Annotated in this window: 24 protein-coding genes; 11 read left to right on the forward strand and 13 right to left on the reverse strand. The window is 61.2% G+C overall.

Annotated elements, in window-relative coordinates; translation table 11 throughout:
* Positions 1 to 222 precede the first annotated feature (222 nt).
* The 4 genes from V6M90_RS06495 to cmoB are packed head-to-tail and all read left to right on the forward strand — an operon-like array spanning position 223 to position 3,003.
* Positions 223 to 612, forward strand: coding sequence for a protease inhibitor I42 family protein (locus V6M90_RS06495; RefSeq protein WP_003172022.1), 390 nt, complete (start codon positions 223 to 225; stop codon positions 610 to 612).
* Position 613: 1 nt separating this feature from the next.
* Positions 614 to 1,270: a lysoplasmalogenase gene (locus tag V6M90_RS06500; RefSeq protein WP_003172021.1), complete on the forward strand. Its 657-nt coding sequence runs from the start codon at positions 614 to 616 to the stop codon at positions 1,268 to 1,270.
* Between the two features lie 36 nt (positions 1,271 to 1,306).
* The gene (gene cmoA / locus V6M90_RS06505) at positions 1,307 to 2,050 is read left to right on the forward strand and encodes a carboxy-S-adenosyl-L-methionine synthase CmoA (protein ID WP_078823387.1); all 744 of its coding nucleotides are present in this window, start codon (positions 1,307 to 1,309) and stop codon (positions 2,048 to 2,050) included.
* Complete coding sequence (gene cmoB / locus V6M90_RS06510) at positions 2,047 to 3,003, forward strand: tRNA 5-methoxyuridine(34)/uridine 5-oxyacetic acid(34) synthase CmoB (RefSeq protein ID WP_003172019.1); 957 nt, start codon at positions 2,047 to 2,049, stop codon at positions 3,001 to 3,003. The genes cmoA and cmoB overlap by 4 nt, the downstream gene beginning before the upstream one ends.
* Positions 3,004 to 3,080: 77 nt before the next feature.
* Here the strand turns inward: cmoB and tadA are convergent, their stop codons facing one another.
* The 10 genes from tadA to lptF all read right to left on the reverse strand — a co-directional run bounded on the left by tadA (position 3,081) and on the right by lptF (position 13,474).
* Positions 3,081 to 3,578 (reverse strand): tRNA adenosine(34) deaminase TadA, encoded by a 498-nt coding sequence (gene tadA / locus V6M90_RS06515; RefSeq protein ID WP_003172018.1) that lies wholly within the window; start codon positions 3,576 to 3,578, stop codon positions 3,081 to 3,083.
* Complete coding sequence (locus tag V6M90_RS06520) at positions 3,578 to 4,960, reverse strand: multicopper oxidase family protein (RefSeq protein WP_003172015.1); 1,383 nt, start codon at positions 4,958 to 4,960, stop codon at positions 3,578 to 3,580. The genes tadA and V6M90_RS06520 overlap by 1 nt, the downstream gene beginning before the upstream one ends.
* Positions 4,961 to 5,101: 141 nt before the next feature.
* Positions 5,102 to 5,845: a pyridoxine 5'-phosphate synthase gene (pdxJ, locus tag V6M90_RS06525; protein WP_003172014.1), complete on the reverse strand. Its 744-nt coding sequence runs from the start codon at positions 5,843 to 5,845 to the stop codon at positions 5,102 to 5,104.
* A 51-nt stretch (positions 5,846 to 5,896) separates the two neighbouring features.
* Complete coding sequence (gene recO / locus V6M90_RS06530) at positions 5,897 to 6,583, reverse strand: DNA repair protein RecO (protein ID WP_332846223.1); 687 nt, start codon at positions 6,581 to 6,583, stop codon at positions 5,897 to 5,899.
* 154 nt (positions 6,584 to 6,737) lie between these two features.
* A complete protein-coding gene (era, locus tag V6M90_RS06535; protein WP_005785147.1) occupies positions 6,738 to 7,640 on the reverse strand; it encodes a GTPase Era in 903 nt (300 codons plus the stop codon).
* Positions 7,633 to 8,322 (reverse strand): ribonuclease III, encoded by a 690-nt coding sequence (gene rnc / locus V6M90_RS06540; RefSeq protein WP_003172010.1) that lies wholly within the window; start codon positions 8,320 to 8,322, stop codon positions 7,633 to 7,635. The genes era and rnc overlap by 8 nt, the downstream gene beginning before the upstream one ends.
* Before the next feature lie 150 nt (positions 8,323 to 8,472).
* The gene (gene lepB, locus V6M90_RS06545) at positions 8,473 to 9,327 is read right to left on the reverse strand and encodes a signal peptidase I (protein ID WP_003172009.1); all 855 of its coding nucleotides are present in this window, start codon (positions 9,325 to 9,327) and stop codon (positions 8,473 to 8,475) included.
* 5 nt (positions 9,328 to 9,332) lie between these two features.
* Positions 9,333 to 11,132 (reverse strand): translation elongation factor 4, encoded by a 1,800-nt coding sequence (lepA, locus tag V6M90_RS06550; protein WP_003172008.1) that lies wholly within the window; start codon positions 11,130 to 11,132, stop codon positions 9,333 to 9,335.
* Between the two features lie 151 nt (positions 11,133 to 11,283).
* A complete protein-coding gene (lptG, locus tag V6M90_RS06555; RefSeq protein WP_003172007.1) occupies positions 11,284 to 12,363 on the reverse strand; it encodes an LPS export ABC transporter permease LptG in 1,080 nt (359 codons plus the stop codon).
* Positions 12,356 to 13,474, reverse strand: coding sequence for an LPS export ABC transporter permease LptF (gene lptF, locus V6M90_RS06560; RefSeq protein ID WP_003172006.1), 1,119 nt, complete (start codon positions 13,472 to 13,474; stop codon positions 12,356 to 12,358). The genes lptG and lptF overlap by 8 nt, the downstream gene beginning before the upstream one ends.
* A gap of 285 nt (positions 13,475 to 13,759) precedes the next feature.
* Between lptF and V6M90_RS06565 the strand changes: the two genes are divergently transcribed.
* The 5 genes from V6M90_RS06565 (at position 13,760) to rlmF (ending at position 20,377) form a co-directional block, all read left to right on the forward strand.
* Positions 13,760 to 15,250 carry a leucyl aminopeptidase gene (locus tag V6M90_RS06565; RefSeq protein ID WP_141064073.1) on the forward strand — a complete coding sequence of 497 codons (1,491 nt, stop codon included), beginning with the start codon at positions 13,760 to 13,762 and terminating at the stop codon, positions 15,248 to 15,250.
* A gap of 56 nt (positions 15,251 to 15,306) precedes the next feature.
* A complete protein-coding gene (locus tag V6M90_RS06570) occupies positions 15,307 to 15,735 on the forward strand; it encodes a DNA polymerase III subunit chi (protein WP_003172004.1) in 429 nt (142 codons plus the stop codon).
* A gap of 7 nt (positions 15,736 to 15,742) precedes the next feature.
* Entirely contained in the window at positions 15,743 to 16,135 is a 393-nt protein-coding gene (locus V6M90_RS06575; RefSeq protein WP_003172003.1) for a hypothetical protein, read from the forward strand.
* 129 nt (positions 16,136 to 16,264) lie between these two features.
* Entirely contained in the window at positions 16,265 to 19,111 is a 2,847-nt protein-coding gene (locus V6M90_RS06580; RefSeq protein WP_332846224.1) for a valine--tRNA ligase, read from the forward strand.
* A 249-nt stretch (positions 19,112 to 19,360) separates the two neighbouring features.
* On the forward strand, positions 19,361 to 20,377 hold the full coding sequence (gene rlmF, locus V6M90_RS06585; RefSeq protein WP_078823375.1) for a 23S rRNA (adenine(1618)-N(6))-methyltransferase RlmF: 1,017 nt from the start codon (positions 19,361 to 19,363) through the stop codon (positions 20,375 to 20,377).
* A 67-nt stretch (positions 20,378 to 20,444) separates the two neighbouring features.
* Here rlmF and V6M90_RS06590 read toward each other — a convergent pair whose 3' ends face one another.
* Positions 20,445 to 20,726: an HU family DNA-binding protein gene (locus tag V6M90_RS06590; protein ID WP_003171999.1), complete on the reverse strand. Its 282-nt coding sequence runs from the start codon at positions 20,724 to 20,726 to the stop codon at positions 20,445 to 20,447.
* 396 nt (positions 20,727 to 21,122) lie between these two features.
* Between V6M90_RS06590 and yejK the strand changes: the two genes are divergently transcribed.
* Together yejK and V6M90_RS06600 are read left to right on the forward strand one after the other, a co-directional pair.
* Positions 21,123 to 22,127, forward strand: a complete 1,005-nt coding sequence (yejK, locus tag V6M90_RS06595; protein ID WP_003171997.1) for a nucleoid-associated protein YejK — start codon at positions 21,123 to 21,125, stop codon at positions 22,125 to 22,127.
* Positions 22,127 to 22,477 carry a glutaredoxin family protein gene (locus V6M90_RS06600; protein ID WP_003171996.1) on the forward strand — a complete coding sequence of 117 codons (351 nt, stop codon included), beginning with the start codon at positions 22,127 to 22,129 and terminating at the stop codon, positions 22,475 to 22,477. The genes yejK and V6M90_RS06600 overlap by 1 nt, the downstream gene beginning before the upstream one ends.
* Here the strand turns inward: V6M90_RS06600 and V6M90_RS06605 are convergent, their stop codons facing one another.
* A complete protein-coding gene (locus V6M90_RS06605; RefSeq protein ID WP_332846225.1) occupies positions 22,478 to 23,455 on the reverse strand; it encodes a FecR family protein in 978 nt (325 codons plus the stop codon).
* Positions 23,452 to 24,030 carry an RNA polymerase sigma factor gene (locus V6M90_RS06610; RefSeq protein ID WP_003171994.1) on the reverse strand — a complete coding sequence of 193 codons (579 nt, stop codon included), beginning with the start codon at positions 24,028 to 24,030 and terminating at the stop codon, positions 23,452 to 23,454. The genes V6M90_RS06605 and V6M90_RS06610 overlap by 4 nt, the downstream gene beginning before the upstream one ends.
* Positions 24,031 to 24,038: the final 8 nt, after the last annotated feature.

Genomic DNA, 24,038 nt, shown 5'->3' on the forward strand with positions numbered 1-24,038 from the left:
CAGGCCGACCTGGTAAAAGCATGGCCTGCCTGACGGCAGGCCGTTATCGGCCCGCACACAAAAAAACTGACACTCTCTTTGGGCCCGCTGCGCAGCCCAGCGCGGGGCAAGCCCGCTCACCACAACAAGCAAGCTCACACTCACTTCTGTCATTTCCCTCCTGTCACACCTTGCCCCATCTTCGGTTATGCTCGCCCTTCGTCGTGTATAAACGGAGCCCTCATGACCGCTGCCCGCCTGCTTCTCCCCTTGAGCCTTGCCCTGCTGGCCGCGTGCGCCAGCGCGCCGAAGCAAAACGTCACCGTGGACAACCAGAGCGCCTGCCCGCTCCAGCTTAAATCCGGGCAAAACCTGATCCTGACCCTGCCCAGCAACCCCACCACCGGCTACCGCTGGGCCATCCAGGACTCCGCCGGCGGCGTGCTGCGCGCGCTGAGCCCCGAGGTCTACAGCAGCACGGAGTCCGGCGTGATCGGTGGTGGTGGCCAGTCGACCTGGCGCTTCCAGGCGTTCGCCGCCGGCCAGGGCCGTTTGCGCCTGACCTCCCAGCAACCGTGGGAACCGGAAGCCGAACCGGCCGAAGTCTTCGACTGCGCCATTACGGTGAACTGAAATGCCGTGGCTGATTCTGGCGTTGATGGGCGCCGCCACTTTTGTCTACGGCCTGGCCACGCATGCGGCCTTGCTGTGCCTGCTGGTCAAGCCGCTGCCGGTGCTGGCGCTGCTTGGCTGGCTGCATGACGCGCCGCCCACCGACTATCGACGCTGGATCAGCCTGGGGCTGATTTTTTCTCTGGTCGGCGATGTGTTGCTCGCCTGGCCGGGCGACCTGTTTATCTTCGGCCTTGGTGCGTTTCTGTTTGCGCACCTGGCCTACCTCAAAGCCTATTTCAGCGATTGCCGACGCTTGGCCCTGTTGCCGTTGGTACTGGCACTGGGCGTGGGTGCGGTCCTGTTGAGCATCCTGATTTTCCACGGACTCGGCAATTTGCTGATTCCCGTGGTGGTTTACGCGCTGGTGATCAGCGCCATGCTCTGGCGCGCGCTGGCACGCCTGGGCAGTGATGTGCCGAAACGCTCGGCGCTATTGGCGGCAGCCGGCGCGGTGTCGTTCGTGTTTTCCGACACGTTGATCGGTATTAATCGTTTTGTCGTGGCGTTCGAGGCAGCGCCGTATGCGTTGATCGCCACCTACTGGCTCGGGCAGTGGGGTATCACCGCTTCGGCTTTCCATCAGACAACCCGCGCACACGAGGGCCAACTTGGCTAAAATGCCGGCCTTTCCCCCATCGTCGCCGGAACAACCGTGAGCAAAGAACCCGATCGCCTATTCGCCCAGCCCCTGCCCCAGGTGCCGGACTTCGCCTTTAACGAGGACGTGGTGCGGGTGTTCCCGGACATGATCAAGCGCTCGGTGCCGGGTTACCCGACCATCGTCGAAAACCTTGGCGTGCTCGCCGCGCAGTTTGCCCAACCCAATAGCGTGCTCTACGACCTCGGTTCATCCCTTGGCGCGGTGACCCAGGCGTTGCGCCGGCATGTGCGTACCGATGGCTGCCGGGTGATCGCGGTGGATAACTCGGCGGCGATGGTCGAGCGTTGCCGCCAATACCTGAATGGCCAGGACTCGATGTTCCAGGAGCTGCTGCCGGTGGAGGTGATCGAGGGCGATATTCTCGCACTGCAGTTCCAGCCGGCCTCGGTGGTGGCGCTGAATTTCACCCTGCAATTCATCGCCCCGGAAGAACGCCTGGCGTTGCTTGGGCGCATTCGCCAAGCGCTGTTGCCCGGCGGCGCGCTGATCCTCTCGGAAAAGCTGCGCTTCAACGATGCTGAAGAACATGCCCTGCTCACCGATCTGCATATCGCGTTCAAACGCGCCAACGGCTACAGCGAACTGGAAATCGCCCAGAAGCGCAGCGCCATCGAAAATGTCATGAAGCCCGACAGCCTCGAAGAACATCGCGAACGCCTGCTGGCGGCCGGGTTCTCGAAAGTCGTGCCGTGGTTCCAGTGTCTTAACTTTGCCTCGTTGATTGCCTTGCCATGATTGATTTGTCCCCCCTCGCCCGCCATTTGGTCGGCACTCCCCTGGCCGTTTGGGCCCAGGGCCTGCAAGCGCAGCTCGACAGCAAGATGGAGAAGGGTCACGGCGACCTGGAGCGCTGGCAAAGCGCGCTGGATGCGCTGCCGAAGATTCAGCCCAGCAACGTCGACTTGCTCAATGGCCTGACCCTCGATACCGAGTGCGATGACGCCACCCGCGCACAAATGCACACCGCCCTGATGGGGCTCAGCCCCTGGCGCAAGGGGCCGTTCCACCTGTTCGGCGTGCATGTGGACACCGAATGGCGCTCGGACTGGAAATGGTCCCGCGTAGCGCCGCACTTGAACCTTACGGGCAAGCGCATCCTCGATGTGGGCTGCGGCAACGGTTACTACATGTGGCGAATGCTCGGCGCCGGCGCCGACAGCGTGATCGGCGTCGACCCCAACTGGCTGTTCTTCTGCCAGTTCCAGGCGGTGCAGCGTTATCTGTCTGAGCCCAAGGCGTGGCACTTGCCATTCCCGTTCGAAGATTTGCCGGCAAACCTGGAAGGCTTCGACACGGTATTTTCCATGGGCGTGTTTTATCACCGCCGCTCGCCGATCGAGCATTTGCTTGCGCTGAAAGACACTCTGGTCAAGGGCGGCGAGCTGGTGCTGGAAACCTTGGTGGTCGAAGGCGACCAGCAACAGGTGCTGGTGCCGGAGGACCGCTACGCCCAGATGCGTAATGTGTGGTTCCTGCCATCGGTGCCGGCGCTGATGCTCTGGCTGCGGCGTGCCGGGTTCAGTGATGTGCGCTGCGTGGATGTGAGCGTGACCACGGTAGAGGAGCAGCGAGGGACGGCGTGGATGAAGTATCAGTCGCTCAGCGATTTTCTCGATCCGGAAGATCACAGCAAGACGATTGAAGGGCTGCCGGCGCCGATGCGGGCCGTCATCATCGCCAGGAAATAACCCCGATCTCCCTGAAACAACAGAGATCTAAATCTGGGAGGGGCCCGCCCCCTCCCACATTTGATCTCCAGTGTTTTTTAGAGCGGGGGCTTAGCCCGGCGGGCCTTGAAGAATTCGCTCAACACCGTCCCACATTCCTCAGCCAACACCCCGCCTTCAAACAACACCCGATGGTTCAGAAACCCCTGGGTAAAAAACTGCCCCTGGCTTTGCACAATCCCCGCCTTAGGCTCCAGCGCGCCATACACCACCCGCGCAATCCGCGAATGCACGATCAGGCCGGCGCACATGCTGCACGGTTCCAGCGTCACATACAGCGTGCTGCCCACCAGACGATAATTGCTGATCGCTCGCGCGGCGGCGCGGATGGCGACCATTTCGGCATGGGCGCTGGGGTCGTTGCCGCTGATGGGGCAGTTGAAGCCGCGACCGATGATTTCACCGTCCTGCACCAGCACAGCGCCCACCGGCACTTCACCCAGTACGGCGCCTTGGGCGGCGAGGGCCAGGGCTTCGCGCATGAAATGCTGATCGCGGCTGCGGTCGATGATCGCGGTGGGACGAATCTGACGCATCACGCCACCTCGATGGCGGCCATCAGGCCGGTTTCCATATGGTCGATCACGTGACAGTGGAACATCCATACCCCTGGGTTATCCGCCACCAACGCTACACGGGCGCGCTCGTTCTTGCCCAGCAAGTAGGTGTCGGTGAAGTACGGGATCACCTTGTGGCGGTTCGAGGCGATGACCTTGAAGCTCATGCCGTGCAAGTGGACCGGGTGCTGGTACTGGGTCATGTTCTTGAGTTCGAAAATGTAGCTCTTGCCCAGCTCAAGCTTGGCAATTGGACGGTCGGCGCAGGTCTTGTCGGTGATGTCCCAGGCCTGGCCGTTGATCTGCCACAGGCTGGGCGGCTTGCCGTTGTCGACGTTGACCGACACCGAGCCGACCCATTCGAAATTGAAGTTGAGTTTCTCGGCGTTGGCCAGGTCCGGCTCGGCCACTGGGTTGGCCGGCAGTGCCGGCGGCCACGCGGTCGGCGCATCGTTGTTGACCACTGAGCGGAAGGTGCCGAGGCGTACCGGGCCGTTGCGGATCGACAGCTCTTCACCCGCCGGCGGCGCCTTGATCGCCAGGCAAATGCGCATGCCCGGGCCCAACCAGTATTCCTTGCCCAGCGGGCGCGGCTCGATAGGGTTGCCGTCCAGCGCGTAGATCTGCGCTTCGACGCCGGGGATGTTGATGCGGTAGGTCAGGGTGTTATCGAGGTTGAGCAGGCGCACGCGGGTGATCTGCCCGGCAGGCAGGTCGATGACCGCCTGGGGCACGCCGTTAATGGTCGAGAGGCGCCCGGCGGTACCGCCACGCGCTGCTTCACGCGGGATGCTGAACTCGACAAAGGCGCCCTCTTCGTCGATGTGCCAGTTCTTCAGGCTCAAGGTGCGTTCGTATTTGAAACCGGTGGGCTCGCGCTCTTCCACGATCAAAGGGCCGACCAGGCCACGGCCGAGTTCTTCGCTGCTGCTCACATGGGGGTGGTACCAGTAGCTGCCGGCGTCGGGCACGCGGAATTTGTAGTCGAAGTACTCACCGGGCAGTACCGGCAATTGCGAGACGTAGGGCACACCGTCCATTTCCAGTGGCAGGCGGATGCCGTGCCAGTGAATGGTGGTGGCGACCGGCAGGTGGTTGATGAAGCGTACCCGCAGCCATTCGCCCTGGCGCACACGCAATTCGGTGCCCGGTGCCGAGGGGCCGAACGCCCAGGCTTGGGTGGTGTGGCCCGGCACCAGCTCCACGTCCAGCGGTGCGGCGATCAGCTCGTAGTCATGGCCCGCCTCCGCCTCGGCGACTTTCCCCAGCCAATAGCGATAGGCGCCACCGGCACCGACGCCCACTACGGCCAGGCCTGCAAGGCCACCCAGGATTTGTCGACGGGAAAAGGATCGGGACACAACAACCTCACGTATCGGCGGCAGGCCAGTGGCCTGCAAAGGGCGGATACGATACACCTGCGTCGGCTAAACAGTAAGGCTTCGCATTGCCGCATGGGTGAATTCCGGAATGCGCCTCCCACACTCGATCCTCATTGTGTTTTAGGCCTTGGCGGCAGCCAGGATCAGGGCCTTCATCTCGGCCACCGCGCCTTTGAACCCGACGAACAGCGCATGCGCCACCAGCGCATGGCCGATGTTCAGCTCGTTGATGCCCTTGATAGCGGCCACGGCTTCAACGTTGTGGTAATGCAAGCCGTGGCCGGCGTTGACGATCAGGCCTTCGCCTAGCCCACAGTTCACGCCGTCGATGATGCGTTGCAGTTCATCGGCCACTTCAGTGGGGGTGGTGGCATCGGCATAACGGCCGGTATGCAATTCGATGGCCGGCGCGCCGACGCGGCGCGAGGCTTCGATCTGGCGTTCGTCGGCGTCGATGAACAGCGACACTTCGCTGCCGATCCTCGACAGGCGCTCCACGGCGGCCTTGATCCGCGCCTCCTGGCCGGCCACATCCAGCCCACCTTCGGTGGTAAGTTCCTGGCGGGTTTCCGGCACCAGGCAAATGTGCGCCGGGCGGATGCGTTCGGCGAACGCCATCATTTCTTCGGTGACGCCCATTTCGAAATTCATGCGGGTTTGCAGCACATCCTTGAGCAGCAGCACATCGCGCTCCTGGATGTGGCGGCGGTCTTCACGCAGGTGCACGGTGATACCGTCGGCGCCCGCTTCTTCGGCATCCAACGCCGCCTTGACCGGGTCCGGGTAACGAGTGCCCCGGGCCTGACGCAGGGTAGCGACGTGGTCGATGTTGACGCCAAGAAGAATGCGATTGCTGGTGGTCACGGAAGCGCTCCTGAAAAGGGAAAGAAACGGTGCACAGCATACACGGGGATGTCAGGGCTTTCGAAACAACTCGCGACTGACCAGCGGCCGTCCGCCCAGGTGCACGGCCAAGGCCTGGCGCATCAGGCGCTTGGCGGCCGACAACGCGCCGGGAGCCGACCAGTCCGCTTCTCTCATGGCGAGCAATTCGGTGCCTTGGAACAGGCCCGGTTGCAGCAGGTGCACACGCTCCAGTCCCGCGTCGACTTGCAGGCGGTACATGCCATCGGCGGCGATGGGCTCACCGTGCAGGTCGTTGGCGAGTTCGAAGCCATAGCCCAGGTCGTCGAGCAGGCGCCATTCGAAAGCCCGCAGCAGCGGCTCCAGCGGGCGGCCTTCGGCCAGGGCCAGCAAGGTGGCGGCGTAGTGATCGAAGACCGCCGGGTGCGGGTCTTCGGCGGGCAGCAGACGAATCAGCAGTTCGTTGAGGTAGAGGCCGCTGAACAACGCATCGCCGTTGAGCCAGGCCGACGTGCCGACGCTTTCCAGGCGGCCGACGTTTTTCAGCTCACCCTTGCCGCGAAACTCCACATCCAATGCAACGAACGGCCGCGCCAACGTACCCGCCTTGCCCCGCGCACTGCGCAAGACTGCACGCAGGCGGCCTTGGGGCGTGAGAAAATCCACCAGCGCGCTGGTCTCGCGGTAGGCGCGACTGTGCAGGACATAGGCGGGTTGGCTGGGGGGAGCTTGAGACATTGAGTTCTCGTTGAGGGAACACGATCTTGATAACGACGCCTGTTCAATGTGGGAGGGGGCTTGCTCCCGATAGTGGTATTTCAGTCACCACAGGTATGGCTGATCCACCGCTATCGGGAGCAAGCCCCCTCCCGCATTTTGTCTTGCGGCGTGCTTACAGGTCGCCGTAACCGAGCGAACGCAGCGCGCGTTCATCATCCGACCAGCCACCCTTCACCTTCACCCACAGGTTGAGCATGATCTTGGAGTCGAACAGCAGCTCCATGTCTTTGCGCGCTTCGGTGCCGATGCGCTTGATGCGCTCGCCCTTGTCGCCAATGATGATTTTTTTCTGGCCATCACGTTCAACGAGGATCAGCGCATGGATATGCAGGGTCTTGCCCTGCTGCTTGAACTCTTCGATTTCGACGGTGATCTGGTACGGCAGCTCGGCACCCATCTGACGCATGATTTTCTCGCGTACCAGTTCGGCGGCGAGGAAACGGCTGCTGCGGTCGGTGATCTGGTCTTCCGGGAAGAAGTGCTCGTTCTCCGGCAGGTAACCGGCGATCACGCGCTCCAGGGCTTCGAGGTTATGGCCGTGCTGGGCCGAGATCGGCATGATCTGCGCGTTGGGCAGTTGTTCCTGCAACCAGGTCAGGTGCGGCATCAGTTCGGCTTTGTCTTCGATGCGGTCGGTCTTGTTCAACGCGACGATCAACGGGCCGGTCACATACTGCACACGCTCCAGGACCATCTGGTCTTCGTCGGTCCACTTGGTGCGGTCGACCACGAAGATCACCACGTCGACGTCTTTCAACGCCGCCGAAGCGGTCTTGTTCATGTAGCGGTTCAGAGCTTTCTCGCCGCCTTTGTGCATGCCTGGGGTATCGACGTAGACCGCTTGCACGTTGCCTTCGGTCTTGATGCCCAGCATGTTGTGGCGAGTGGTCTGCGGCTTGCGCGAGGTGATCGCGAGCTTCTGGCCGAGGATGTGGTTGAGCAGCGTCGACTTGCCCACGTTGGGGCGGCCAACGATGGCAACATAGCCACAGCGTGTTGCGGTTGAATCAGTCATGGCCATTCTCCACGCCCAGGGCAATCAGTGCTGCTGCGGCCGCTACCTGTTCGGCAATACGACGGCTCACACCCTGACCTCGGCTTTTTTCATTCAGTAAGGTGATTTCACATTCCACGAAGAACACGCGGCAATGGGGTTCACCCTGGATATCCACCACTTCGTAGCGTGGCAGTTCGCACCCGCGTGATTGCAGGAATTCCTGCAGGCGGGTCTTGGGGTCCTTGTTGGTGTCGACCAGGGTGAGGCTCTCGATCTCGGAGGTCAGCCACGCGGTGACGCGCGCCTTGGCTGCTTCCATGCCGGCATCCAGGTAGATCGCGCCGATCAGCGCCTCGAGGGCATCGGCCAGGATCGATTCGCGGCGGAAACCACCGCTTTTCAATTCACCGGACCCCAGGCGCAGGTACTCCCCAAGGCCAAAACCACGGGCCAGCACGGCCAGGGTCTCGCCTTTTACCAGGCGCGCGCGCAGGCGCGATAACTGGCCTTCACGGGCCTGCGGGAAACGCTCGAACAGCGCCTCACCGGCGACAAAATTAAGGATGGCATCACCGAGGAATTCCAGGCGCTCGTTATTGCGCCCTGCAAAACTGCGGTGTGTGAGGGCAAGGACCATCAATTCCTGGTCCTTGAAGGTGTAGCCGAGCTGGCGCTCGAGACGACTGAGAGAAACGGTCACGGTTTATCCATAGTGAGTTGGTGGCACCGGCGGCCATCGACGATTGACGCAGTGTTCAAATTCAAATCCTGATGGGTGTTGCATGAGGCAGGACCGATTTGTCCCCACCCCAGAAAAGCATTCGGCGCTGTGTTCACAGCGCCGTCTGTATTACTTGATCAACCCGACCCGCGAGAAGTTCGGCAGGTGGCTGAGTTTGGGTTCCGGCCAGCTCATCCAGACCGCGAAAGCCTTGCCGACAATATTCTCGTCGGGGACCATGCCCTGCAGCTCCTTGGGAATGGTTGAATCGTCCCAGTAGCGGCTGTCGTTGGAGTTGTCGCGGTTATCGCCCATCATGAAGTAATGACCGGCCGGGACTTTCCACTGGCCGCCCTGCATCGAGCGGCTCATGGCCTTGTGCACCAAGTGCTCGGAAGCGGCGCCCAGTTGTTCCTTGTACACCGCCACATCACCCAGTTGCGGGTCGTATGTGGTGCCGATCATCTGGTCGGTGATCAGTTGATCGTTGACGTACAGATGCTTGTCGTGGGTGTAGCGAACGGTATCGCCGGGCAAGCCGATCACGCGCTTGATGTAGTTGACGCTCGGGTCTGCCGGGTAGCGGAACACCATCACATCGCCGCGCTGCGGGTCGCCGACTTCAATGACTTTCTTGTCGATCACCGGCAGGCGAATCCCGTAGGAAAACTTGTTCACCAGGATGAAGTCGCCCACGTCCAGGGTGGGTTTCATCGACCCCGAAGGGATCTGAAACGGCTCCACCAGGAACGAGCGCAACACCAGCACGATGAACAGCACCGGAAAGAACGACTTGCCGTATTCAACCAGCAAGGGCTCTTTGTTCAGCTTTTCGACCACCACCGCATCGGGCTGGCTGACGCTGCCCTGATAGGCCGCGATAGCCGAACGCCGACGCGGGGCGAAGAACACCAGATCGAGCAACGCCAGGAGGCCGCAAACGGCAACGGCGATGACCAGCAACAGCGGGAAATTTAGTGACATAGGACCTAACTATCCAACCTGAGCACCGCAAGGAAGGCTTCTTGTGGAATTTCCACGTTGCCCACTTGCTTCATGCGTTTTTTACCGGCCTTTTGCTTCTCAAGCAGCTTGCGCTTACGGCTTACGTCACCGCCGTAGCATTTGGCCAGTACGTTCTTTCTGAGAGCCTTGACGGAGGTCCGTGCAATGATCTGCCCGCCAATGGCGGCCTGGATCGCAACGTCGAACATCTGGCGCGGAATCAGTTCTTTCATCTTTTCGGTCAACTGGCGCCCTTTGTAGTGCGCGTTGTCCTTGTGCACGATCAGTGCCAGTGCATCGACCTTGTCGCCGTTGATCAACACATCCAGCTTCACCAGATTAGCCGACTGATAACGATCGAAATGGTAATCCAGCGAAGCATAGCCGCGACTGGTGGATTTGAGACGGTCGAAGAAGTCCAGGACCACTTCGTTCATCGGCAAATCGTAGGTCACTTGCACCTGGGTACCGAGGAACAGCATGTCGTGCTGTACGCCACGCTTTTCGATACACAGGGTAATGACGTTGCCCAGGTGTTCCTGCGGCACAAGAATATTGGCCCGCACGATCGGCTCGCGCATGTCTTCAATAGAGGACAGGTCTGGAAGCTTGGACGGGTTGTCGACGTAAATCGTTTCACCGTTTTTCAACAACAGCTCGAAAATAACGGTTGGCGCGGTGGTGATCAGGTCCAGGTCGTATTCGCGCTCGAGGCGCTCCTGGATGATCTCCATGTGCAGCATGCCGAGGAAGCCGCAGCGGAAGCCGAAGCCCAGGGCGTCGGAGCTTTCCGGGGTGTACTGCAACGACGAATCGTTGAGGGTGAGCTTTTGCAGGGCTTCGCGGAAGTCTTCGAAGTCGTCGGAGCTGACCGGGAACAGGCCGGCGTAGACCTGCGGCTGGATACGCTTGAAGCCCGGCAGCACATCGACGTCAGGGGTGGTGCTCAGGGTCAGGGTGTCACCGACCGGGGCACCGTGAATGTCCTTGATGCCGGCGATGATGAAACCTACTTCACCGGCTTTCAGATCAACGGTGGCGGTGTGTTTCGGGTTGAATACACCGACGCTGTCCACCAGGTGGATCTTGCCGGTGGATTTGACCAGGATCTTGTCGCCTTTCTTCACACGGCCATGGCGCACGCGGACCAGGGAAACAACGCCCAGGTAGTTGTCGAACCAGGAGTCGATGATCAACGCTTGCAGCGGATCTTCGATATTGCCGGTGGGCGCGGGGATGGTCTTGACCAGGCGTTCGAGCACTTCGTCGACGCCCAGGCCGGTCTTGGCGCTGCACTCGACGGCGTCGGTGGCGTCAATGCCGATGATTTTTTCGATTTCTTCTTTGACGCGGTCCGGATCGGCCTGTGGCAGGTCGATCTTGTTCAGCACCGGCATGACTTCCAGGCCCTGCTCGATCGCGGTGTAGCAGTTGGCCACGGACTGGGCTTCCACGCCCTGACCCGCGTCCACGACCAGCAGCGCGCCTTCGCAGGCCGCCAGGGAGCGGCTGACTTCATAGGTGAAGTCGACGTGGCCGGGGGTATCAATGAAATTCAGCTGGTACTTGATACCGTCTCTGGCGGTGTAATACAGGGTAACGCTGTGGGCCTTGATGGTGATCCCGCGCTCGCGTTCGAGGTCCATGGAGTCCAGTACCTGGGCTTCCATTTCACGCTCGGCAAGGCCGCCGCACATCTGGATGAATCGATCGGCCAGCGTCGACTTACCATGGTCAATGTGGGCGATGATGGAGAAATTGCGGATATGACTCAAATCACTCACGGATCAACACTCAAAAAGGCTGCAGGCAGATTGCCCGCTGAAAAATAGCCGGGAATTGTACCTGATGCTCGGGCCAGACGTCATCTTTGCTGACCAGAACAAAAATGCCCCACTCATTCGAGCGGGGCATTTTTTGTGCATAAGCGGGGTATCAACCGGCCCGGCGCAACAGCCAGAAGCCGGCCAGGGCGCAGATGGTGGTGGGCACCAACACCGCAAACAGCGGCGAGAAACCGAACACCAGGCTCAAGGGGCCGAGCAAGTTCTGGGCGATCTGGAAGATAAAGCCCACTAATACGCCGGTAAACACGCGCTGACCGAGAGTCACCGAACGTAGCGGGCCGAAGACGAACGAGATCGCCATCAGCACCAGCGCAGCGGTCACTACCGGCTGCAGCACCTTGACCCAAAATGCCAGCCAGTAGCGGCCGTTGTTCAGGCCCTGGTCCTTGAGGTAATGGATATAGCTCCACAAGCCGGAGATCGGCAGGCTTTCGGGAATCATCACCACCGTATTGAGCAATTCCGGCTTAAGCGAGATACCCCACTCTTCGCTCGGCACGTTGATCACTTCGGTGCTGGCCTGGGTACCTTGGCCGACATTGCGGAAATAAGTCGTGGTGATGTCCGTCAGTTGCCATTTTTCATTACTGTACTGCGCACTTTTGGCGAAACTGGACGACAGCATATGACGCTCTTTGTCGAACCTGTAGCGCGTGACACCAATCAACAGTCCGCCGGGCTGAACAGCGTTGATGTGGATGAACTCATCCCCCTGGCGGTGCCACAAGCCGTGCTTGGCGCTTTGCGCATCGCCCGAACCCTGGGCCAGGGCGCGATTGGCCTGGGCTGTGGCTTCGGCCGGCGGCGCCACGTATTCGCCGATCAGCACGCTGCAGACCATCAGTAACAGCATGGGCTTCATGACCGCCCAGACGATACGGCCGATGGACACACCGGCGGCACGCATGATGGTCAGTTCGCTGTTGCTGGCCAAGCTGCCCAGGCCGATCAGGCAGCCGATCAGTGCGGCCATCGGCATCATCTCGTAGAGACGTCGCGGGGCGGTGAGGAGCACGTAGTTCAGCACGTTCCATACGGTGTAGGTGTCATTGATGCTTTTCATTTCATCAACCATAGCGAACAGCGATGCCAGGCCGATAATGATGCCAAGTACGGCCAGGATGGCGATCAGTACACTGCTGCCGATGTAGCGGTCGAGCTTAACCACGAGCCATCTCCTTCATACTGCGACGACTCTGCATCTTCAAGCGCAACGGCTCCCAATAAAGTAGAGCCAAGCCAACTGTCAGGAATATCGCGTGAACCCACCATAAGCCGAGCACGAGCGGGGTCTTGCCGTTCTCCAGCCAGCCACGGGCATAAGTCAGTAATGTCAGGTAGGTCATATACAGCAGGATGGCCGGCAACAGCTTGAGGAAACGGCCCTGACGCGGGTTGACCCGGGACAGCGGCACGGCCATCAAGGTCACGATGAACACCAGCAGCGGCAGGGAAATGCGCCATTGCAGCTCGGCGATGGAGCGCAGCTCCTGACTGCCGAACAGCGACGCCGTCGGCAGCGCGTCGCGGTCGGTCACCTCTTCACTGATATCCGGCCGTGCGAGCATTACGCCATAGGTGTCGTACTTGATCGCCCGATAGTCCGCCAGACCAGGGCTGCCGTCATAGCGATAGCCGTTTTCCAGGACCAGGTAACGGCTGCCATCGGGGCGCACTTCCTGGCGCCCGCTGTCGGCCACCAGAATTGAAATACCACGGTCTTTCTGGTTCTCGCCCTGATTTTTCTGAGAAATAAACACACCGCCGAGGTTGGCGCGGTCATCGGTCATGGTTTCGGTGTAGGTCACCCGCGTACCGTCGTTGAGCGCTTGGAAGCGTCCCGGCTCGAGCGTGTCGAACTCGGTCATCGCATCCTGCTTGTTCAGCAACAATTGGAACTGCATGGCACCCTGGGGCGCCAGGCTCAGGCTCAACCAGGCCATCACCAGGGCAACGCCGGCGGCCGGGATCATAGTCATGCCCAGCAGGCGCTGCTGGCTCATGCCGGTGGCCGAGAGCACGGTCATTTCACTTTCAAGGTACAGCCGGCCGTAGGCCAGCAGGATGCCGAGAAACAGGCCCAGCGGCAGGATCAGCTGCAAAAAGCCCGGCAGGCGAAACCCCATGATCAGGAACAGCGAACCCGGATCCAGGGCGCCGGAAGCGGCCTGGGCCAGGTATTTGACGAAACGACCACTCATGATGATGACCAGCAATACCGCACTCACGGCACTCAGGGTCAACAGGACTTCGCGGGACAGATAACGGAAGACAATCAAACCAGACACTCCAGGGTTGTCAGGCTAAGGCGGCCAAACAAGCAAGCATACCGAGTCAGCCCCTTTACACAGGGCCGGCTAAAAAGATGGCGCATTATCCTGTGATTGACCGCGCCTGTCACTGCGCAACCTCACGCGTATGCACAAAGGCTGCGCCAAGGGTTGTCAGGCTCCGCCGGCGAGGTTCAAACTGCGGCCTTTGTCGCTGGCGGTTTACAAAGGCTGCCACGCTTTAAAGCCTGGGGACACACGCCAGGCTCACAGACCTTTATAAGGGACCCGAACATGGAATTGGTTGTAAAAAGCGTTAGCCCCGAAACGTTGAAGACCGCCACCCTCGTGGTCGCCATCGGCGAAGGCCGCACGCTTGGCGTGGCCGCCAAGCAAGTCGACGAGCTCAGCGGCGGCGCCATCAGCGCCGTGCTCAAGCGCGGCGACCTAGCCGGCAAAGTCGGCCAGAGCCTGCTGCTGCATAGCCTGCCCAACCTCAAGGCCGACCGCGTATTGCTGGTGGGCGTGGGCAAGGACGCCGAGCTGGGCGACCGCCCGTTCCGCAAGATCGTCAGCGCCATCCTCAGCACCCTCAAGGGCCTGGGCGGCAGCGACGCGGTACTGGCCCTCGACGAAGTCGTCGTCAAAGGCCGTGACAGCTACGGCAAGACCCGCCTGTTGGCCGAGTCGCTGGTAGATGGCGGCTATACCTTCGACCAGTTCAAGAGCCAGAAAGCCGAACCCCGCGCGCTGAAGAAAATCACCCTGTTGACCATCAAGGCCGCACAGGCTGAAGTCCAGCGCGCCGTGACCCACGCCACCGCCATTGCCAACGGCATGTCGTTCACTCGCGACCTGGGCAACCTGCCGCCGAACATCTGCCACCCGACTTTCCTGGGCGAACAGGCCAAGGCACTGGGTAAAGAATTCAAGGGCCTGAAAGTTGAAGTCCTGGACGAGAAAAAGATCAAGGAACTGGGCATGGGCTCGTTCTATGCCGTGGGCCAGGGCAGCGACCAGCCGCCACGCCTGATCGTGATGCAATACAACGGCGGCAAGAAGTCCGAGAAGCCTTACGCCCTGGTGGGTAAAGGCATCACCTTCGACACCGGCGGCATCAGCCTCAAGCCAGGCCTGGGCATGGATGAGATGAAGTACGACATGGGCGGCGCCGCCAGCGTGTTCGGCACCCTGCGTGCCGTGCTGGAACTCAAGCTGCCGATCAACCTGGTGTGCATCCTGGCTTGCGCCGAGAACATGCCGAGCGGCGGCGCTGCTCGCCCAGGCGACATCGTCACCACCCTGAGCGGCCAGACCGTAGAAATCCTCAACACCGACGCCGAAGGCCGCCTGGTGCTGTGCGATGCCCTGACCTACGCCGAGCGCTTCAAGCCGCAGGCGGTAATCGACATCGCGACCCTGACCGGCGCGTGCGTCGTTGCCTTGGGTGCCCACACCTCAGGCCTGCTGGGCAACAACGACGAACTGATCGAGCAACTGCTCAGCGCCGGCAAGGCCGCCGACGACCGCGCCTGGCAACTGCCGCTGTTCGATGAGTATCAGGAACAGCTGGACAGCCCGTTCGCCGACATCGCCAACATCGGCGGCCCGAAAGCCGGCACCATCACCGCCGCCTGCTTCCTGTCGCGCTTTGCCAAGAACTTCAACTGGGCGCACCTGGACATCGCCGGCACCGCCTGGACCAGCGGTGGCAAGGACAAGGGCGCCACCGGCCGTCCGGTTCCACTGCTGACCCAGTACCTGCTGGATCGCGCCAAGGCCTGACAATGAAGCCCCCGGGGCGGTTGCTTCGATAACCGCCCCGGACTTCAGGAACCGCAATGACCCAAGTCGACTTCTATATATTGCCCAGCGCCGACCCGCTCGCGCGCCTGGACTTTGCCTGCAAGCTCACCGAAAAAGCCTGGCGCATGGGCCACCGCATCTACCTGCATTGCAGCGATGCCACCCAACGCGACGAGCTCGATGCCCGCCTGTGGCGCTTCAAGGGTGAAAGCTTCGTGCCCCACGGCCCCGCGGAATCCGAACCCGAAGGCCTGATCGTGCTGGGTTTGGGCGACCATTGCGGCGACCACCATGACCTGTTGGTCAACCTGGACCTGAAAGTACCGCCCTTTGCCAAGGCCTTCGCCCGCGTGGCGGAAGTGGTGGTGGAAGATCCGGCTATTCGTCAGGCCGCGCGGGAGAGTTTCCGTTTCTACCGCGAACAGGGCTATCCTTTGCAAGATCACCGGCTACAACGACTTTGAGCACACGATGGACACTTCCAACCCCGTAAAAAAAGATGACCACCTGCTGGACGACCTCGAGTCGATCCGCAAGTTGCTGGGTGATGACGACTTGCAACCGCCGCTGTTGACCGAACAGGCCGATGGCGAGGTACAGATTCCGCTGTTGTTCGACATGGTAGGCGGCAAGCCAGCCCCCGCACCGGTCGAGCCGCCCGCCGTAGAAGCGCCCCCCGTTGCCGCCGCCGCCGAGAAAACCCAGGACGCCCTGCTGCTGCACCTGGACAACGAACTGCGCGCCGCCGCACAACTGATCATGCAAGACGTGATCGACGACTTTGCCCCGCATATCGAAACCGAAATCAAGCGCCGGATGGATGCGCGGATGGAGCGTCTGATCGCCGCAGCCACAAGTAACTAGCTATAAGCTGCAAGTGAGAGCACTGCGACCCGCTTGCTGCTTGCAGCTTGCAGCTTATAGCTTGCAGCTGCCTCACCCCTTATACTTGCCGGCTTTCCTGAATAAATGCCAACTAGGGTCCCGCCGCGCATGGATAAGACCTACCAGCCGCACGCTATTGAAACTTCCTGGTACAACACCTGGGAGTCCGAGAACTATTTCGCTCCGCAAGGTGCGGGCGAGTCCTACACCATCATGATCCCGCCACCGAACGTCACTGGCAGCCTGCACATGGGCCATGGCTTCAACAATGCGATCATGGATGCGTTGATCCGTTTCCGCCGCATGCAGGGTCGCGACACCCTGTGGCAGCCGGGCACCGACCACGCCGGCATCGCCACGCAGATGCTGGTGGAGCGTCAACTCGAAGCCACCGGCCAGAACCGTCACGACCTGGGTCGCGAGAAATTCCTGGAAAAAGTCTGGGAATGGAAAGACCAGTCCGGCGGCAATATCAGCCGTCAGATCCGTCGCCTGGGTTCGTCCGTCGACTGGAGCCGCGAGCGCTTCACCATGGACGACGGCCTGTCCGAAGCCGTGAAAGAAGCCTTCGTGCGCCTGCATGAAGACGGCCTGATCTACCGCGGCAAGCGCCTGGTCAACTGGGACACCAAGTTGCACACGGCAATTTCCGACCTCGAAGTGGAAAACCACGACGAGAAAGGTTTCCTGTGGAACCTCAAGTACCCGCTGGCCGACGGCGCCAGAACCGCCGAAGGCAACGACTACCTGATCGTCGCCACCACCCGCCCGGAAACCATGCTGGGTGACGCCGCCGTCGCGGTTAACCCGAACGACGAGCGTTACCAGGCACTGATCGGCAAGTTCGTCGAATTGCCGCTGGTTGGTCGTCGCATCCCGATTATCGCGGACGATTACTGCGACCCTGAATTCGGCACCGGCTGCGTGAAAATCACCCCGGCCCACGATTTCAACGACTACGAAGTCGGCAAGCGTCACAACCTGCCGTTGCTGAACATCTTCGACAAAAATGCCGCCGTCCTGCCGGCCTGCCAGGTGTTCAACCTGGACGGTACGCTGAACGAGAGCATCGACGGCCAGATCCCGGCCGAATACGCCGGCCTCGACCGTTTTGAAGCGCGCAAGCAGATCGTGGCCGCCTTCGACGCCGCCGGTTTGCTGGTGAGCGTCGATGACCACGGCCTCAAAGTGCCGAAGGGCGACCGCTCCGGCACCGTGATCGAGCCGTGGCTGACCGACCAGTGGTACGTGTCCACCAAGCCGCTGGCCGAGCCTGCGATTGCCGCCGTGGAAGACGGCCGTATCCAGTTCGTGCCTAAACAGTACGAGAACATGTACTTCTCGTGGATGCGCGACATCCAGGATTGGTGCATCAGCCGTCAACTGTGGTGGGGCCACCGCATTCCGGCCTGGTACGACGAGTCGGGCAAGGTCTACGTGGGCCGCGACGAAGCCGAAGTGCGTGCCAAGCACAACCTTGGCGCGGACGTGGCGCTGCAACAGGACAACGACGTACTGGACACCTGGTTCAGTTCGGGCCTGTGGACGTTCTCGACCCTGGGCTGGCCGCAGCAGACTGAATTCCTCAAGAAATTCCACTCCACCGACGTACTGGTCACCGGCTTCGACATCATCTTCTTCTGGGTTGCCCGGATGATCATGCTGACCATGCACTTGGTGAAAAACGAAGACGGCACCCCGCAGGTACCGTTCAAGACCGTGTATGTGCACGGCCTGGTGCGCGATGGCCAGGGCCAGAAGATGTCCAAGTCCAAAGGCAACGTGCTGGACCCATTGGACATCATCGACGGCATCGACCTGGAAACCCTGGTGCACAAACGCACCTCGGGCCTGATGCAGCCGAAACTGGCGAAAAAGATCGAGAAGCAGACCCGCGACGAATTCGCCGACGGCATCGCCAGCTACGGCACCGACGCCCTGCGCTTCACCTTCTGCTCACTGGCGTCCACCGGTCGCGACATCAAGTTCGACATGGGCCGCGTCGAAGGCTATCGCAACTTCTGCAACAAGATCTGGAACGCTGCGCGCTATGTGCTGGATAAAGGCGAAGACTGCGGCCAGAACGGCGAAGCCTATGAACTGAGCCTGGCCGACCGCTGGATCATCTCGCAGCTGCAACGCACCGAAGCCGAAGTGACCCGCCAGCTCGACCAGTTCCGTTTCGACCTGGCCGCCCAGGCCTTGTACGAGTTCATCTGGAACCAGTATTGCGACTGGTACCTGGAGCTGTCCAAGCCGGTGCTGTGGGACGAAACCGCGCCGGTCGAACGCCAGCGCGGCACACGTCGCACCCTGGTGCGCGTACTGGAAGTGGCGCTGCGCCTGGCGCATCCGTTCATGCCGTTCATCACCGAAGAAATCTGGCAGCGCCTCGCGCCGCTGGCCGGTATCGAAGGCAAGACCATCATGCTGCAGCCTTGGCCGGTGGCCAACGAGGCACGTATCGATGAGGCGGCCGAAAGCGATATCGAATGGCTCAAGACCCTGATGCTCGGCACGCGTAACATCCGCGCCGAGATGAACATCGGGCCAGGCAAGCCACTGGCGGTGTTCGTGAAGAACGCCAGCGTCGAGGACCAGCGTCGCCTCAGCGAGAACGACGCCCTGCTCAAGAAGCTGGCGAAGCTGGAGTCGATCACCGTATTGGCCGAAGGCGCCGAAGCACCGCTGTCCGCCACCGCACTGGTCGGCGACATGGAAGTGCTGCTACCAATGGCCGGCCTGATCGACAAGGGCGCGGAACTGGCCCGTCTCGACAAGGAGATTGCGCGCCTGCAAGGCGAAGTGCAGCGCGTGGGCGGCAAGCTGTCCAACGCGGCATTCGTCGACAAGGCGCCGGCGCAAGTGATCGAGAAAGAACGCGCCAAGTTGGCCGAGGCCGAACAGGCTTTGGGCAAGCTGGCCGAGCAACATGCGCGGATTTCCAGCCTGTAAGGCTTGATTCGCGTGGAGAAAGAGACCTTCGGGTCTCTTTTTTTGCCTGGATATTCCCAATCCCTTGCTGGCAATACAGTCAATGTAGGAGGGGCGGTGCGACGATTCGACTTGCCCCCGATTCCGGTATGTCAGCTGCCTATAAACTGGCTGACCCTCCACTATCGGGGGCCCCCTCCCACATTTGACCGAGTTCTCCTCGGGAATGTGTGACAATGCCCGCCACTTTGAGCCAACACCAGAATCATCATGACCGCCCCCAGCACACCCAAACCTCCGCGCAAGAAGCCTAAAACCGCAACCCCGGCCAAGCCCGTGGTCCCGCGCAAAGAGGCCACTCTGCACCCGCGCAACCGCCACACAGGCCGTTACGACTTCCCGGCGCTGATCAAGACCACGCCGGAACTGGCGCAGTTCGTGATTCTCAACCCCTACGGCAAGGAAAGCATCGACTTCGCCAGCCCGGATGCGGTGCGGGTATTCAACCGGGCGTTGCTCAAGTCGTTCTATGGCATCCAGCATTGGGATATCCCGGCGGATTACCTGTGCCCGCCAGTGCCGGGGCGTGCCGACTACGTGCATTTCCTCGCCGACCTGCTGGCAAGCACCAATGACGGCAAGATCCCGCGGGGTTCAATCGTCAAGGTGCTGGACATCGGCATGGGCGCCAACTGCGTCTATCCGCTGATCGGCTACATGGAATACCGCTGGAATTTCCTCGGTTCGGAAGTCGACCCTATCGCCGTAGCCGCCGCCAAGGCCATCGTGCAGTCCAACGACCTGAGCAAGGTCATCCAGCTGCGCCAGCAGCCCAACCCCAAGCACATCCTGTTGGGTCTGCTGGAGCCGGCCGAGCGCTTCGACCTGACCATGTGCAACCCGCCGTTCCACGCGTCCATGGACGAAGCCACCAAGGGTAGCGAACGCAAGTGGCGCGCCCTGGGCAAGGCCGACCCGAAACGCAAGTTGCCGGTGCTGAACTTCGGTGGCCAATCGGCCGAGCTGTGGTGTGAAGGTGGCGAAGCGCGCTTTGTGACGCAGTTGATCGCCGAGAGCGCGCATTTTGCCCACAAGGTGCTGTGGTTCAGCACCCTGGTGTCAAAAGCGTCGAACTTGCCCGCGATCGAGACCGCCCTGAAAAAAGCCGGCGTGCTGGAAAGCCAGGTAGTCGAAATGTCCCAGGGCCAGAAGCAAAGCCGTTTCGTCGCCTGGACCTTCCAGACCAAGAACGAACAGCAGATCTGGCGCCAGCGCTGGGTGCGATAACACCGAATCGCAGGCAACAAAAAACCGTGCCCGAATGACTCCGGAGCACGGTTTTTTTTGCTGCGTCTTACTTGTTAACAGCGTCGGTCAGGCCTTTGGCCACAACCAGCTTGATAACTTTCTTGGCAGCGATTTCGATGGCAGCGCCAGTCGAAGGGTTACGGCCAGTACGGGCAGGACGCTCGGTCACTTTCAGTTTGCCGATACCTGGCAGAGTGATTTCGCCGCCGTTTTCCAGCTGATCAGCAACAACTTGGCTCAGTTGGTCCAGCAGAGCGCGCACGGTGGTTTTCGGTGCGTCTACTGCTTCAGCCAGGTCAGCGATCAGTTGGTCTTTAGTAATAGCCATTGTGGTGTTCCTTCCCTATCAAATTCATATGGATTGCAGAGTGCAGTGTCAGCCATCGAGCCCGACCGTCTAGGTCTGGCACCCCTGGCTATAACCTCGGAGATCGGGGTTATAGATGCTTGAAACGGGGATTGGTTCGACCTGACAGATGCTGAATGCACGCTTAACGCCGAGACGCGGCGTAAGACGGGGCAAAACTAGCACAGAGACGGGGAAATATCCGCCTCTACCTACCCATTTGGTCAGCTTTATCGCTCTAAACCGTGAAAAAAAGGCATATGCCTCGTCAGAGGAAGGCCAAAACCGCCTTCGAGGGGTGTCTTGGCCAATGGGTGCGGTACACTTGTCGACTTTTCGGGGAGGCCAACCGCTCCCCTTCAACCAGCCGAGAAGCCCATGCCGATCCGTCATTGCATCGTCCACCTGATCGACAAAAAACCCGACGGCACACCCGCAGTTCTCCACGCCCGCGATTCGGAGCTGTCTGAATCGGCCGCCATCGAGAACATGCTTGCCGACCTCAACGAGAGCTACAACGCCAAACAAGGCAAGGCCTGGGGTTTCTTCCATGCCGAGTCCGGCGCGCACCCGTTCAGCGGCTGGTTGAAGGAGTATTTCGACGGTGGCCAGGATTTCACCACGTTCAGCCGCACCGCGGTCGAACACCTGCAGAAGCTGATGGAAGAATCCAACCTTTCCACCGGCGGCCACGTGTTGTTTGCCCATTACCAGCAAGGCATGACCGATTACCTGGCCATCGCCCTGCTGCACCACAGCGAAGGCGTGGCGGTGACCGATGAGCTGGACGTGACCCCGTCCCGTCACCTTGACCTGGGCCAACTGCACCTGGCCGCGCGGATCAACGTGTCTGAATGGCAGAACAACAAGCAGTCCAAGCAGTACATTTCGTTTATCAAAGGCAAGAACGGCAAGAAGGTCTCGGAGTACTTCCGCGACTTTATCGGCTGCCAGGAAGGCGTCGACGGCCCCGGCGAGACCCGCACCCTGCTCAAGGCCTTCAGTGACTTCGTTGAAAGCGAAGACCTGCCGGACGAATCCGCCCGCGAAAAAACCAAGACCCTGGTGGACTACGCCAGCAGCCAGGCCAAGCTCGGCGAGCCCATGGGCCTGGAAGAACTGTCGGGGTTGATTGATGAAGATCGGCCTAAAGCGTTCTACGACCATATCCGCAACAAGGACTACGGCCTGTCGCCGGAAATCCCGGCGGATAAGCGCACGCTCAACCAGTTCCGTCGCTTCACCGGCCGCGCCGAAGGCCTGTCGATCAGTTTTGAAGCACACCTGCTGGGCGACAAGATCGAATACGACGAAGCTGCCGGCACCTTGATCATCAAGGGCCTGCCGACGCAATTGACCGATCAGCTCAAGCGCCGTAACTGATGCTGGGCGGGGTACTCAAGAAAGTCCTGCTGGTGTTGTTGGTCGTGGTGGCGATCCAGAACTGGGGCAAGATCGAGCGGGTGTTCAACCCCTCGCAGGTGGCGCCGGAGCCGGTACGCACCTCGGCGCGCGTGGTGCTCTACGCCACCGAGTGGTGCGGCTACTGCAAGCAGATCCGCCGCTTTCTGGACCACAAAGGCATTCCCTACCAGGCGTTCGATATCGAGAAGGACGCCCAGGCGCGCAAGACATATGAGGCGCTGGGCGGCGGCGGGATTCCGTTTGTGGACGTGAACGGGACGCTGATTCGCGACTACAACCCGGATGCGATCATGGCGGCGCTGAAGTAGTCAGCGCACCACGATCATCCGCCCCAGCAGCTTGTGCTGCTCAAACCCCAGCACCGCCTGCAACGCGTTCAACACCGCTTGCGGGTCTTTGCTCGGGAAACTGCCGCTGACGCGCCTGGCGCCCATCTCTTCGTTGAGCAGCAGGATGCGGCCAGGGTAGTAGCGAGCCAAATCCTTGATCACATCGGCCAACGGCGCCTTGTAATAGTTGAGCCAGCCATCGCGCCAGGCCAGGCGCGATTGGCTGTCCACCGCCTGCAGTGGCCCAGCCATACCCTCGGCGTAGGCCACTTGCTGGCCTGCCGTGAGGATTTGCTGCCGGGCCTGCTTCGACGGCGTCACGCCCACTCGCCCCGACAGCACTGTGACCTCGGCCCCCACCGGCTGCAGGCGCACCTCGAACTGCGTCCCCAACACCCGTGCTTGCCCACCGCCCGCCTCCACTACAAAGGACTCGCCGGTGTGGTTCACGCTGAAAAAACCGGCGCCACGGCGCAGTTGGATGTGCCGCTCGCCATGGCTGAAATCCACGGCAATCGCGCTATCGGCGTCGAGGGTGACCTGGGACTGGTCGGCCAGGGTGACAGTCTTCAATTCCCCCGGCGCCGTGACGTAATCGGCGCCCAAGTCATCGACCCAGCGCAACGGCTGCCAACCGGCACCCATCGACACCATCAGCAGCAGGCACGCCGCCATGGCCAAAGCGCCGGCCCCGCGCACTGCACGCGAGCGCTTGGACGTATTCATCGCATTGAGGTAGCCCTGCAGCGCCAGGGCTTCTTCGTCCGCCAGCCTACGCGCGGGTTGCTCGCTCAATTCCCACAACACCTGAGCCTGGGCATATGCCTCGGCATGGGCGGGATCGGCACGCAGCCAACGGCTGAACGTGGCCTGGTCGCCGCTGCTGGGCTGGTCGTGCAGCAGGCTCAACCAGGCCAGCGCGGCGTGTTCCTGATCGGGCGTGGGAGTGACGGTCACGGTGCTTTCCCTGGCGTGCGTGGGGGCGATGGCTCACGAAGGCTGGCCTTGCAGGCTTCGAGGGCACGCATCATATGTTTTTCCACGGCGCTTTGGGACAGCCCCATGGCCTTGGCGATTTGCGCGTACTTGCGGCCGTGGATACGGTTGAGCAGGAAAATCTGGCGTGTGCGCTCGGGCAGGCTGCGCAAGGCGGCTTCGACATGGCGCAAATCGTTGCCTGCCTCCAGTGCGGCCTGGGGTTCGCAGCCCTGGTTGTCCTGCTGCTCGGGCAACCAGCCTTCACTGCTGCGCGCCCGCGCGCCTTCGCTGCGCAGGTGGTCGATGGCGATATTGCCGGCGCAGCGCAGCAGATAGGTGCTGAGCTCTTCGACCTGCACCAGCGGCCGGCGCCAGAAGCGCAGGAACAGGTCCTGCACCAGGTCGGCCGCCGTGGCGCGGCAGCCCACGCGTCGGCTCACCAGGGCCTCCATCTGCGAACGCTGGGACAAAAACACCTGCAGGAAATACGCACGCCCGCCCGTCGCGTCAGCCTGCGGGCTGTCCTGGGGTTCGGATGGGGGGCTGATCATCATGGCGGGGC

The organism is Pseudomonas lactucae, from assembly GCF_036688725.1.
GTDB classification, from domain to species: Bacteria; Pseudomonadota; Gammaproteobacteria; order Pseudomonadales; family Pseudomonadaceae; genus Aquipseudomonas; species Aquipseudomonas lactucae.